Raw genomic sequence first — 12,694 nt, forward strand, 5'->3', positions numbered from 1 at the left:
TTGTCGTTTGGGCTACTTGGCAGCCTCGGGCTTGTAGGTGGCAAACTCGATCGCAAAGCCCACGGCAGCACCCACGAAAGAGGCAACGATAGCCCAGATCATGTGGTTGATGCCGTTAACACCGGAGGGGTCGATGAAGGACAGCCAGTTGAAGACGCCCAGACCACCGGACATGTACACCACGGCGCCGGAGAGACCAATGATGAGGCCGCCCACAGCAGAACCGATGCTGGCGTTGATGAAGGCCTTCTTATCGGGCAGGGCGACACCGTAGATAGCGGGCTCGGTGACACCAAAGAAGAAGGCGGAGATCATGGCCGGCAGCGCGATACCGCGGAACTTCTCGTCCTTGTTCTTGAGATACATGGCGAAGAGCACGGCGCCCAGCGAGAAGGAGTGGGCGATAACGGAGCCCAGGATGTAGTCGTGGCCCAGAGTGGACAGGTTGACCAGCGCGATGGGCACGAGCGACCAGTGGAAGCCAAAGATGACCAGGCACATCCAGAAGGCACCGACGAGGGTGCAGCCCAGGAGGGAGCCGATCATGGGCAGGCCAAACAGCAGCGCGAAGAACTCACCAAGCAGGTTGGTGATGAGCGTGGCGATGGGGCCAATGACCAGATAGCCAAGGGTGACGGTAACGGTGACGACGATCAGCGGGGTGAAGAACATCTTCATAGAAGCGGGCATCCACTTCTTAACCCAGTGCTCGAGGGTGGAGCCAAACCAGACCATGAGCAGGATGGGGATAACGGAGCTGGTGTAACCCGAGGCAGGCATGATGAGCGGCAGGCCCAGGAACGTGGTGTACCAAGAGAAGGTGCCAGCAAAGCCGAGCTCGACGGAGCCGACAACCTCGCCCGAGGTCAGGGCAACCATGGTGGGATACACCAGGGCAAAGGCGATGGCCATGCCGTTGAACTCGCTCATCTTGAACTTCTTGGCCGCGGTAAAGCCAAGCACCACGGGCAGGAAGTAGAACATGCCGTCAGCGACGGTGTAGAGCAGCGTGTAGGCGCCGTCGTTGGCAAAGCTCGGGACCAGGAAGGTAGCGAGCGCCAGCAGGCCCTTCATGATACCGGCAGCGGCGAAGGTGCCGAGCATGGGGGCGAAGATGCCCGAGATGAGGTCGATGATCACATCGGTAACGCCCTTGGGAGCGGCATCGTCGTCATCGGCGTCGACGGCGCCGCCGTCGCTAAAACCGCCGGCCTTGAGAACGGCGTCGTAGACGTCCTCGACGATGTTGCCCACAACAACCTGGTACTGGCCGTTGGCGTGCATGACCTTGATGACGTTGGGCAGCTCGGAGATTGCCTCGTCATTGGCCTTCGACTCGTCCTTGAGCTTAAAACGAACACGGGTAATGCAGTGTGCGACGCATTTGACGTTGGACTTGCCGCCAACCAGCTCTACGATCTGGGCAGCAAGATCGTCATATTTACCTGCCATGATCTGTCCTCTCTTTTCCAAATTTCGACAAAAATATCCCCTACCGCGAGCCGGTACCTTGCCCGCAGTTAGAAACCAAAAAGAATTGTTGCGATTGCCGCCGGGCTGGCGGCTTTACTCACTCGGTCTGCGAAGCCGATCGCAGACGGTTGATATGCATCATCAGATACAAGAGCTCCTCGTCCGAGCAGCTCTGCTTGAACTCTTTCTCGAACACGCGGTTGATGGCGTACGCACACTGGTAGGCCTCGGGAAAATCGCGGGCGGCCTGCATAAACAGTGAGGAGTTCTCGGTCTGCGTGCAGCTGCCCTTAACAAGGCGGCGAACCAAAAAGCGCAGGTGCGCAAGAAAGCGAATGTAGCAGTACGACGCCGTGTCGAGCGAGCAGCCGAGCTGCTTTTCCACGGAATGGGTTACCTCGTCAAGCACGCGGGTGCTCTTCATGATGAAGTCCATGTCCTTGGCGCGGCCCATGCCGTCGACCTCGGCGTTAACGATGTGGAGCGCGATGCTCGTGGCCTCGTTCTGACCCAGCTTGGCGCCGGTGTGCTTTTGCACGATGGCGAGCGCGGCCTGACCGATTTCGAGCTCACGCGGGTAGATGAAAGCCACCTCATGCTCGAGCGGGTTGGGAGCGCTGATCTGGTCGTCGTCGCGCTGAACGGCAAACTGCAGGTGATCTGCCAGGATAAAGGGCAGGCCACCGGACAGCTTGCAACCAAGCTGCTGGGATGCGAAGCAGGCAATGTCGCTTGCCGCGAGCAGAACGTCGTCGGGAAGTGTGCCGACCATATCCTGCAGGCTCTCGGGAACGTTATAGAATTTGCGCTGGATGAGCGACTCATCGGCAAGCTCGTAGGGCATCTCGTGAAAACCGATGCCCTTGCCAAAGACAACAACCTCTCGGCCGTCATCGCTGGCGGCGAGAGCAACGTTATTGTTGATCTTCTTTAAAATGAGCATGAAAAAACTCCTCGGACATCGGCGCTAGACGACGGGGCGATATTCCTCGTCTTCTATTATGCGCAAGTGATGCCTCCCGAGGAGTAACAAACTTGTGAGCACGTGGGCGATTGTAGGATGAAACTTGCATGCAGCGTAAGCCCCATTGGTGCGAAAGTCCGCTGAACGGTAGGAAATCGCCTGTAAACGGCAAAACCACCACAAAGGTGCCTGGCCCCTTTGTGGTGGTTTTGGCTGATGCCCCGATGTTACTCGCGCGGGGTGCCGTAGGGGTTGTACAAATCTGCAAGAGCAAATGTGCCGGTAGTAGCATCAAAGTCGAGTTCGAGCACACAGCAGTTGCCAATGCGGTGCTTCATCTTGAGCGGCTCCACGCCCACGCCGCGCATGACCTGAGCCGCTGCGGCGCCATGGCTCACGCACAACACGCTCTCATGTCCAGGGCGCTGCATGAACTCGGTGATGGTCGCCATCATACGCTCGCGAAACTCGACTTCGCCCTCGCCGTCATACTGCTTGTAAAAATCGCCGTACGGCAGGCGCGGATTCAAATCCTCGCTCGCGCCCTCAAATTTGCCAAAGTTCCACTCCTTAAGGCCCTTGACGCGCTCGTAAGGCTGACCGGGGAACGCAAGCTCAAGCGTGTCGCACGCACGCTCGGACGTCGAACTGTACGCATGGTCAAACGTAAGGCCACGCCCTCGCAGGGTCGCACCGACAGTTTTAGCCTGCTCGATTCCCAGCTCGGTGAGCGGCGAGTCACACCAGCCCTGCTTGCGACGAAGCAAGTTAAAGAGCGTTTGACCGTGACGCATAAAGTACAGTTTTGACATGAGGCCTCCGTGATCGCAATCGTTTGTCAGCGATTATGACACCTTGAGCTAACTTTAAGTCAAAGCTTTTTTGCAAAAACCACCACAAAGATGCCTGTCCCTTTTTGGCATGTTATGGCAGCGCAGCGAGCCGGTTCCAAGTGCCCCAGGTCGCCCCGAAAGAGGAGCGACGCGTACTTTGGTACGCGAGCGACGGCTTGAGGGGCGAGATGGGGTGCTTGGGGCCGGCGCAGCGTCAAGCCTTAAAGGTGATCTTGGATGAGGTCGCAGATGGCCCGGGCGTCGTTTATGTTGATGGCTCGGGTTGCAAAGCCCGCATCGAAGGCCTGACGCGCCAGGGCCTCGTTGCAGGCGAGCGCCAGCGTGCGGCCGTCGACCAGGTCGAGCGAGCTCTTGCCGCGCAGGCGATCGACGCCGGAGCGCGCGACCACGATGTTGTCGAAGCCCTCGGTCTTGTAGCCCTCGATGATCACCACGTCAACATCGCCGTAGCGCAACAGCAGCTCGCGCGCGGGCATCTCGTCCTCCTCGCGCGTATCGGCATACTCCGCCCAGCGCGTGGCGCAGATGAGCCCCACGTGCTTGGATCCGGCCTGGTGATGGCGCCACGTATCCTTAGCGGGAACATCGATATCAAAGCCATGATGCCCGTGATGCTTGAGCGAGCCCACGCGCAGGCCGCGGCGGGTGAGCTCGGCGATAACCTTCTCGACGAGCGTGGTCTTGCCCGAGTTCTGGTAGCCGATAAATGCGATCGCGGGGACGGCCGGGGCCGGAACTGCGGACGCGATGGCAACGGATGCGCTCGCGGGTGCAGCGCTGTCGGCGGTCACGGACTCAACAGCAGCGGCCTGACGCTCGGCGCGATCCCACACGCCCGAGTGGCCGCCTTCCTTGTGCAGCAGGCGTACGTCGACGATCTCCATGCCGCGGTCGACGGCTTTGCACATGTCATAGATCGCCAGGCACGCGGCGCTCACGCCAGTCAGGGCCTCCATCTCAATACCGGTCTTGCCCGTCACACCGGCTGTGACCAGCACGTGAAAGCCGACCTGCCCGTCTGCGCGTGACGGCGCCCAGCCCTCGGGCACGTCCTCGACGGGCGTCCCCGCCGGCGCGATAGGCTCGATATCGCACTTACTCTTGGTAACGAGCAGCGGATGGCACATGGGGATGATGTCACTCGTGCGCTTGATGGCCATGATGCCCGCTACGCGCGCGCAGGCAAGCACATCGCCCTTTTTGGCGCGATCCTGCAGCACCATGGCCTGCGTCTCGGGATGCATGAGGATGGTGCCCTCGGCGATGGCGATGCGATGGGTCTCGGCCTTGTCGGACACGTCGACCATACGAACCTCGCCCTTGGCATCCACATGCGTTAGCTCGTCGCGGCGGGCGTCGCGAGCGGGCTCGGCAGCAGCGCCGGCAGACGGCTGTGCGGTCGCGTCGGCGTTGCCAGCATTCGCCGCAGCCGTGACTTTGTGGGCAGACATCGCGGCCCTGCGAGCGGCCTTGGTGGCATCGGCGTACCTGCTCTTGGCCATATGATCCTCCTCCGATTTGGGACATAAATCGTTGCGTGCCCTCAATTATCGCGTGTTCCTGCGGTTTGTGGGCCACGGCATCGCGCCAAATCGAAAGCACCTGCATATCATCACCACGGCGCAGCGCCTCACGCACCGAATACTCGGCATCGCCGAACAGGCACGGACGCACGTTGCCGTCGGCCGTCAGGCGCAGGCGGTTGCAGCTCGCGCAAAATGGTTGGACATGGCGCTGATAAAGCCGACCGTTCCCGCCGCACCCGGAAAGCGCCAATAGCGCGCGGGACCCGTGCCGGCAGGAGCGTCGGTGATGTCGAGCGGCTCGAGCTCGCCCAGGCCCACCGTGGCGGCCCCGCATTGACGCGCGCCCGTAGCTCGTCGCTCGGCACGGTGTCGCTCGCATCCCACAGCGCCGGATTGAGCGTGGGCGCATGAGGGTCCACGGCGCAATGCGAGCTCGTACGCTCGTCGCCGATGGGCATGTATTCGATGAAGCGCAGGTGAATGGGACGGTCGACGGTCAGGCGCGCGAGGGCCGCCACATCTTGGTTGAGCCTGCGCACAACAACGCAGTTGACCTTGACGGGCTCAAAGCCCCAGGCCAGCGCCGCGTCGATGCCGGCCATGGTCTGCTCGAGCCAGCCCAGGCGGGTGATCTCTTCAAACAGCACGGGGTCGAGCGTATCGAGTGAAATGTTGACGCGGTTAAGCCCGGCGTCTTTGAGCTGCGACGCCAGCTTGGGCAGCAGGGCGCCATTGGTGGTAAGCGAGATGTCCTCGATCTGCGGAATCGCGCGGATGTCGCGAATGAGCGGGATGATACGGCGGCTGACCAGCGGCTCGCCACCCGTCAGGCGCACGCGGCGAATGCCCTCCCCCGCCACCAAGCGCACAAAGTGGGCAATTTCCTCGGCACTGAGCAGCTCGTCGTGCGCGCGGGGTGCCACGCCATCGGCCGGCATGCAGTAAATGCAGCGGAAATTGCACTTGTCGGTAACGGCAATGCGCAGGTAGTTGATATCGCGGCCAAAGCCGTCATGTTGCACGTGCCCGTCCACGCAGCCCTCCCCTCACGCTGGTCTTTATTCTTTAGGGAATATAGTACCGCACGGGAAGAATAGGTCGACATGCGTACGACACGACGCAGGGCGAATGGCGTTTTCTAGCGTGAACTCGACATGGTTCAACGCACCTGCATTCAATTGGAAATGCCTACGCACGCAACTTTTTCGCCCGGTCCTCAACTCAAACCTTGACTCTACAATCGTTGTAGGGTTTTCACTACACTGGTAGCTAAACGACCAAAGCCAGAAAGTGCCCCGCCCATGGAACACGACCTCACACGCGGCAATGTCCTTAAGACCATTGCGGTCTTTGCCCTGCCCTATATGCTCTCGTACTTTTTGCAGATGCTCTACGGCATGGCCGACCTGTACATGATGGGACAGTTTAGCGGCGCGGCCGGCATCACCGCCGTGGGCAATGGCGCGCAGACGCTCTATATCATTACCGTGACGCTCGTGGGCCTGGCCATGGGAACGACAGTCATCGTCGGCCACGCCGTGGGTTCGCGCCGCTTTGACCGCGCCGAGGCCGCCATCGGCAACACCATCACGCTCTTTATGGGCGTCTCGGTGGTGCTGGCCGCCGTCTTATTTGCGTTGTGCCCGCAGATCGTGGCGCTCATTGGCACGCCGGCCGAGGCGGTCGAAGGCACCGCTGCCTACCTGCGCATCTGCTTTGTCGGCATTCCGTTTATCGCCGCGTACAACATCCTCTCGGCCATCTTTCGCGGCCTGGGCGATTCGCGCTCGCCCATGTACGTGATCGGCGTGGCGTGCATCATTAACATCGCGCTCGATTTTTTGTTTATCGGCCACATGGGACTCGGCCCCGTGGGCGCGGCGCTCGGCACGGTAACCGCCCAGACGGCAAGCGTTGCCCTCGCGCTCGTGTGGCTCAAGAGCCGCCGCACGCACATTCACCTCAAGCGCAGCGACCTGCGTCCCCAGCCCGAGGTGCTCAGCAGCATTCTTAAGATCGGCGTGCCCGTGGCCGTGCAGGACGGCTGCATCCAGGTGGCGTTTATGTTCATCACCGTCATCGCCAACCACCGAGGGCTCGTCGACGCCGCCGCCGTGGGCTTGGTCGAAAAGATGATCAGTTTTTTGTTTATCGTGCCGAGTTCCATGGGCGCCACCGTCAGCGCGCTCACGGCGCAAAACGCCGGCGCGGGCAAGGGCGACCGCGCGCGTCAGGTGCTCAAAGATGCCATGACCATCTCGGTGATATATGGCTGCCTGATCACGGTGCTGATGTGGCTGGTGGCACCGGCGTTTCTCGGCTTTTTTGCCAAGGACGCCGCGGTCGTTGCGGCCGGCACCGGCTATATGCGCAGTTATATTTTTGACGCGATCTTTGCCGGCATCCACATTTGCTTTAGCGGTTTTTTCGCTGCGTATGGCAAGAGCTACATCGGCTTTGCGCACAACGTGCTGGCAGTGGTGCTCATTCGCGTGCCCGGCGCGTGGCTGCTGTCGAACGCCTACTCCGACACGCTGTTCCCCATGGGCATCGCCTCGCCGTGCGGGTCGATTCTGTCGGTGATTATTTGCGTGGTGGCATTTACCGTACTCAACCGTCGCGGAGCTTTTGACAAGCTGATGGCGTAGCGGCTCGTTCGTGTCATACGACGGCCGCGCTGCATGGCCCCAGCGTTCCCCCGCCCACCGAAAGGAGCGGTCCCATGACCGACACGCCAACTGAACATACCGAGGGCCTGCTCCGCATTGGCGAAGTGGCGCGCATGTTTAACCTGAGCGTGGGCACGCTGCGCCATTACGAGCAGATGGGCTTGCTGGACCCGGCGCACATCGATCCGGCGAGCGGGTACCGCTACTACGGATCACGGCAGCTCTCCACCCTTAACACCATCAGCCACCTGCGCGTTCTCGACTTGCCGCTCGCACAAATCCGTGAGTTTGTGACCACGCGCGATGTGAACCTTATGCAGCGGCAGCTGGCTCAGCAGCAGGAGCTCATCGAACGCAAGCGCCGCGAACTAGAGCGCGTGTCGCGCAAGATTGACAACCGGCTTGCCCTGCTTCACGATGCCTTGAACACCGAGCTCGATACCATTTGCGCAATCGATGCACCCGAGCTTCGCTGCGCCGTGCTGCGCGAACGCGTCAACCCCACCGACGCCTATGCGCTGGAGTGGCAGATTCGTCAACTGCAGAAGGGGCAGCACGAGACCTTTGTCTTTCTGGGCAACTTGGGCGTCGGGATTGGCGCCGAGCGCCTCGCCGCCGGTGATTTTGATGGCTACGACGAGGTCTTTCTGCTGCTCGATGACACCGATGATTACTTGGGCAACGTCGAGACGCGACCTGCCGCGCGTTGCCTGACCATCAGCTTCCGCGGCACGCACGGGCAAGCGGGCCCGCGCTACGAGCGGTTGCTCGGCTATATGCACGAGCACGGCATAGTACCCGCCGGCTCCTCGCGCGAGATCGCGCTCATCGACGACATTATCAGCGACGACCCAGCAACCTACGTGACGCAGATCACGGTGCCAGTTGCCGTGGCCGAATAAAAACCTCCCGGATAGCATCGGGCCATCCGGGAGGCTCTTTAATTTGATTAATTTGGCTATCGGCGCCTTAAGCCTGGGGCACCTCACCAGTCGCAAGAATCTGCTCGAGTGCGTCCTCATCCAATACAGGCACGCCCAGCTGCTCGGCTTTGGTGAGCTTGGAGCCCGCTTTGGGGCCGGCGACCAGATAGCTCGTCTTCTTTGACACGCTGCCCGAAACCTTGGCACCGAGCACCTTGAGCGCCGCGCCCGCCTCGTCGCGGGTGCGGTTGACGAGCGTGCCGGTGAGCACGAAGGTCAGACCCGCAAGCGGCTGTGCGTCAGCAAGCTCACCCGCCACGCCAGCGTCGGCTGCGGCCTGCGCGTGCGCGGCGCCCAAGTCGACCTCGAGCGACAGGCCCGCCTGGCGCAGGCGCTCCAGCACGGCAAGGTTCTCGGGCACGGCCAGGAACTGTTCGATGCTCGCCGCAATCTTGGGACCGATGCCCTCGCACTCGGCGATGTCCTCTTCGCTTGCCAAGATGAGCTTGTCAATCGACAGGAATCGTTCGGCGATGACCTCGCCCACACTCTTGCCCACGTGGCGGATACCCAGGGCAAACAGTACGCGACCGAGCGGCCGGCTCTTGGACTTGTTGAGCTCGGCGATGATTTTCTCGGCCGTCTTGAGGCCCACCGGGATGGGGTCACCCTTCTTGACGCCCTTTTTGCTGTTGGAGCTGGCATACACGCGACCCGTGTCTAGGCCGGCGATGTCGTCGACCGTGAGCTGGTAGAAGTCGGCGACATCGTGGATCAGGCCAGCAGCGATCATCTTGTCGACAATCTCGTCGCCCAGGCCGTCCACGTCCATGCAGCCGCGGCTCACCCAGTGGAGCAGGCGCTCCTTGAGCTGCGCCGGGCAGTCGATGGACACGCAGCGATATGCCACCTCGCCATCCTCGTGGACCACGGGGCTGCCGCACACGGGACAGACCTCTGGCATGTGCCAGTCGACCGAATCGGCCGGGCGTTTGTCGAGCACCGGCCCCACGACCTCGGGAATCACGTCGCCCGCCTTGTGCACGATGATGGTATCGCCCTCGCGCACGTTTTTGCGGCGGATCTCGTCGATGTTGTGCAGCGTGGCGCGCGCGATGGTGGAACCGGCGACCGTCACCGGGTCGAACTCGGCGACCGGCGTGAGCACACCGGTGCGGCCCACCTGGATGCGAATCTCGCGCAGGATGGTCTGCTTTTCCTCGGGCGGGAACTTAAAGGCAATGGCCCAGCGCGGTGCGCGGGCGGTAAAACCTAGGTCGAGCTGCTGCTGGAAGCTGTCAACCTTTACGACCACGCCGTCGATGTCGTAGTCCAGGTCGCCGCGGTGCTCGAGCGCCTGGGCACAGAACTCGTGGACCTCGGCCGGCGCGGCGCAACGAGCCACGTTGGGGTTGACGCTAAAGCCGGCGTTGCGCAGCCAGTCGAGAAATTCGCGCTGGCTGTGGACGTGCAACGGGTCGGTATCGGCAATGGCATAGATAAAGGTGGCCAAGTCGCGACGCGCCGTGACCTTGGGGTCTTTTTGGCGCAAGGATCCTGCAGCGGCGTTGCGCGGGTTGGCGAAGGGGTCGCGGCCCTCGGCATCGGCCTCTTCATTCAGACGTACAAAGCTGCCTTTGGGCATATAGACCTCGCCGCGTACCTCAATGGTGCGCTCGCGGTCGGCGCCCATGTGGGCGAGCGCCGGCTCGGACAGGTGCATGGGCACATCCTTGATGGTACGGACGTTGAGCGATACGTCCTCGCCCGTGGTGCCATCGCCACGTGTGGCCGCGCGCACAAAGGTGCCGTTTTGATAGGTAAGCGCCACGCCCAGACCGTCGATCTTAAGCTCGCAGGTATAGGTGACGCTGCCGGCACCGAGCGCATCCTCGGTGCGTTGGAGCCATGCGTCGAGCTCGTCCAGATCCATGGCATCGTCCATGGAATACATGCGCGCCATGTGCGTTACCGGCGTAAACTGCTCGCTCACGTAGCCGCCCACGCGCTGGGTATAGCTGTCGGGCGTCACCAGGTCAGGATAGGCCGCCTCGATCTCCTGCAGCTCAACGAGCATTTTGTCAAAGGCGGCGTCCGTGATCTCGGGCGCATCGAGCATGTAGTAGCGATAGGCATGGTAGTCGAGCTCGTGGCGCAGCTCGGCCGCGCGTGTTGCCGCTTGGGCACGGACATCGGTCGGTGCGGTGGCTTCCGCGGTCGTGGGCGTTTCGGTATCGATGTCCACGCCGTCACCAAACAGGCTCGATTGCTCCATAGCGGCACTCCTTCGCTCGATTTCAAACGGATACTAGAGTACCACCGGTCGCAATGAGGCCGAATAGCGGTCTCGCACCGCACCGAATCGGCAGCCGCCAGACTGGGGTGGACAGTTAGTTCAGATACGTATAAATCCTAGAGCTGGATCAGGCACGAACACCCCTGTTTCAACTAATTTGGGCTCCCTGAGACCATGTAAACGTCCCGCTCTCCCTCCCAAACGCCCATTCAAGCCCCATCCCAATCAAAAATTGCTCAAAACGCATCCCAAGCTGCCCCAGATTTATACGTATCTGAACTAACTGTCCAGGCCATTCCGAACCAAGTCTCTTACCAGCCACAAGTGATCCGTTTTCCTCGTCCCCAAGGGATCATCGCGAAAAGAGGGGGCTGCCCCGCGTTGGCGGGACAGCCCCCTCTGGCTTCGATATGTGTGGAGTGGCTCGTTAGTAACCCTGACCGTAGCCCTGGCCCTGGCCCTGCTGGCCTAGCAGCTCCTCCAGGTACTGGCGCAGCTGTTCGTCGGTAATACCGCCGTTGCCGGTGTCGGTCGCGCTGTCGTCCTGCTGCTGGTTCTGCAGCTCCTCGTCGGAGCCCAGTTCAACCGTGACCTTCTTCTCTTCCTTGCCGCGCATGAGCGTGATCTCGACCTTCTCGCCCACCTCGTGGCTGCGCAGTGCGATGATCAGGCCATCGGCGCTCGTGATCTCATCGTCGCCCAGCTTGGTGATGACATCGCCCTCCTGAATGCCGGCCTTGGCAGCAGGACCATCCTCAACGACGCTCGCCACATACGCGCCGCTATCGGTGCTCAGCTTGTTGGTGCGGGCGTTGAGCGCGTTGACGCTCGAAAGCGTAGCGCCCATGTACGGATGCACCGGCGTCTTGCCGTCGATGATCTGGTCGGCAATGTTCTTGGCATAGTTGACCGGAATGGCAAAGCCCACGCCCGAGCTGGAGCCCGAATAGCTCTCGATGAGCGAGTTGATACCCACGAGCTCACCATTGTCGTTGACGAGCGCGCCGCCGGAGTTGCCCGGGTTGATAGCGGCGTCGGTCTGAATCATGTTGGCATAGATGGTATTGCCGCTGGTAGAGCTCATGGCCGTGGAGCGATACAGCGCCGACACGATACCCGTGGAGACAGACTGCTCGTTGCCAAACGGCGAACCGATCGCCATGACCCACTCGCCCACGTTGAGCTTGGAGGAGTCACCGATCTCGATCGGGGTGAGCTTGGAGGCATCGGCATCCTTGAGCTTGATGACGGCGAGGTCGCTCGAGGCATCGCTGCCCACGAACTCGGCCTCATAGGTGGTGCCGTCGTCCATGGTCACCACGTACTGGTCGTAACCATCGACCACGTGGTTGTTGGTGAGGATGTGGCCCTCGGTATCGAGCACCACGCCCGAACCGACGCTGCCCGAGCTATCCGACTCGTCGGCAGACTGCGAAAGCGAGCCATTCTGGCTGCCGCTCGAAGTTGCGGTGATGGAAACGACGGAGGGCAGCGCCTTGGCAGAGACGGCCTCGGCCAGCGTGGTGTCCTCGGAGTCGATGGTGATCTTTTGCGTCGACGAACCCGAAGCGCCCGCCGTCACGGCATTCTTACCGCCGCCGATATCGAGCGTGCCACTCATAATGAGCGCAATGACCAGCAAGGCTCCGCAGGCACAGCCGGCGAGTGCCGTAATAAAGATCGGCAGCTTTTTGGTCTTGGTCTTGACCACCGTATGCTTGTTCACGACCTGCGCACCGCCCAGCGGCTTGCCGGTCTGCGTGTCGTAGGCCTGCACGTAGGGAATGTTGCTGTCGGCAGGCGTCGACTCTACCTGCACGCGCGGCTGCTGCTGGGTCTCGCCGGCATTGCCCGCATCCTGAGGACGCTGGGAATCGTTCTCGCTCATGGCTGCGATCCTTTCGTCAAATAACCAAAGGCCCGCCAAACATGTGGCGGGCCATCATTGTTCACGTTGAGTTGTACCCCAATATGCGGGCGAACGTGTAT

The 12,694-nt window shown here is 61.4% G+C and carries 8 protein-coding genes and 2 pseudogenes; 2 read left to right on the top strand and 8 right to left on the bottom strand.

What is annotated here, in order from left to right; all coding sequences use genetic code 11:
• Positions 1–12: 12 nt before the first annotated feature.
• From DXC90_RS02725 to DXC90_RS09685, 6 genes and pseudogenes are all read right to left on the bottom strand, one after another.
• A complete protein-coding gene (locus tag DXC90_RS02725; RefSeq protein WP_117635881.1) occupies positions 13–1,452 on the bottom strand; it encodes a PTS transporter subunit EIIC in 1,440 nt (479 codons plus the stop codon).
• A gap of 118 nt (positions 1,453–1,570) precedes the next feature.
• Positions 1,571–2,416 (bottom strand): PRD domain-containing protein, encoded by an 846-nt coding sequence (locus DXC90_RS02730; protein ID WP_117563639.1) that lies wholly within the window; start codon positions 2,414–2,416, stop codon positions 1,571–1,573.
• A 248-nt stretch (positions 2,417–2,664) separates the two neighbouring features.
• Entirely contained in the window at positions 2,665–3,249 is a 585-nt protein-coding gene (locus tag DXC90_RS02735; protein WP_117563640.1) for a histidine phosphatase family protein, read from the bottom strand.
• 242 nt (positions 3,250–3,491) lie between these two features.
• Complete coding sequence (gene mobB, locus DXC90_RS09810) at positions 3,492–4,793, bottom strand: molybdopterin-guanine dinucleotide biosynthesis protein B (protein ID WP_117734658.1); 1,302 nt, start codon at positions 4,791–4,793, stop codon at positions 3,492–3,494.
• Positions 4,794–4,902: 109 nt separating this feature from the next.
• Positions 4,903–5,226, bottom strand: a pseudogene (locus tag DXC90_RS09680) (hypothetical protein); the annotation flags it as partial.
• Between the two features lie 154 nt (positions 5,227–5,380).
• Positions 5,381–5,755 (bottom strand): annotated as a pseudogene (locus DXC90_RS09685) (radical SAM protein); the annotation flags it as partial.
• 363 nt (positions 5,756–6,118) lie between these two features.
• On the opposite strand from DXC90_RS09685, the gene DXC90_RS02750 reads away from it, so the two are divergent.
• Positions 6,119–7,465 (top strand): MATE family efflux transporter, encoded by a 1,347-nt coding sequence (locus DXC90_RS02750; RefSeq protein WP_117734659.1) that lies wholly within the window; start codon positions 6,119–6,121, stop codon positions 7,463–7,465.
• A 74-nt stretch (positions 7,466–7,539) separates the two neighbouring features.
• Positions 7,540–8,388, top strand: coding sequence for a MerR family transcriptional regulator (locus DXC90_RS02755; RefSeq protein WP_117734660.1), 849 nt, complete (start codon positions 7,540–7,542; stop codon positions 8,386–8,388).
• Between the two features lie 67 nt (positions 8,389–8,455).
• Here DXC90_RS02755 and ligA read toward each other — a convergent pair whose 3' ends face one another.
• Positions 8,456–10,684, bottom strand: coding sequence for an NAD-dependent DNA ligase LigA (gene ligA, locus DXC90_RS02760; protein ID WP_117734661.1), 2,229 nt, complete (start codon positions 10,682–10,684; stop codon positions 8,456–8,458).
• Positions 10,685–11,132: 448 nt separating this feature from the next.
• Complete coding sequence (locus DXC90_RS02765; protein WP_117734662.1) at positions 11,133–12,593, bottom strand: S1C family serine protease; 1,461 nt, start codon at positions 12,591–12,593, stop codon at positions 11,133–11,135.
• Positions 12,594–12,694 lie beyond the last annotated feature (101 nt).

Source organism: Collinsella sp. TF09-1AT (genome assembly GCF_003436895.1).
GTDB lineage: Bacteria > Actinomycetota > Coriobacteriia > Coriobacteriales > Coriobacteriaceae > Collinsella.

Bases quoted from the DNA above. Each gene is read 5' to 3' on its own strand.
- DXC90_RS02725 (WP_117635881.1), bottom strand. From the start codon at position 1,452: ATGGCAGGTAAATATGACGATCTTGCTGCCCAGATCGTAGAGCTGGTT.
- DXC90_RS02730 (WP_117563639.1), bottom strand. From the start codon at position 2,416: ATGCTCATTTTAAAGAAGATCAACAATAACGTTGCTCTCGCCGCCAGC.
- DXC90_RS02735 (WP_117563640.1), bottom strand. From the start codon at position 3,249: ATGTCAAAACTGTACTTTATGCGTCACGGTCAAACGCTCTTTAACTTG.
- mobB (WP_117734658.1), bottom strand. From the start codon at position 4,793: ATGGCCAAGAGCAGGTACGCCGATGCCACCAAGGCCGCTCGCAGGGCC.
- DXC90_RS02750 (WP_117734659.1), top strand. From the start codon at position 6,119: ATGGAACACGACCTCACACGCGGCAATGTCCTTAAGACCATTGCGGTC.
- DXC90_RS02755 (WP_117734660.1), top strand. From the start codon at position 7,540: ATGACCGACACGCCAACTGAACATACCGAGGGCCTGCTCCGCATTGGC.
- ligA (WP_117734661.1), bottom strand. From the start codon at position 10,684: ATGGAGCAATCGAGCCTGTTTGGTGACGGCGTGGACATCGATACCGAA.
- DXC90_RS02765 (WP_117734662.1), bottom strand. From the start codon at position 12,593: ATGAGCGAGAACGATTCCCAGCGTCCTCAGGATGCGGGCAATGCCGGC.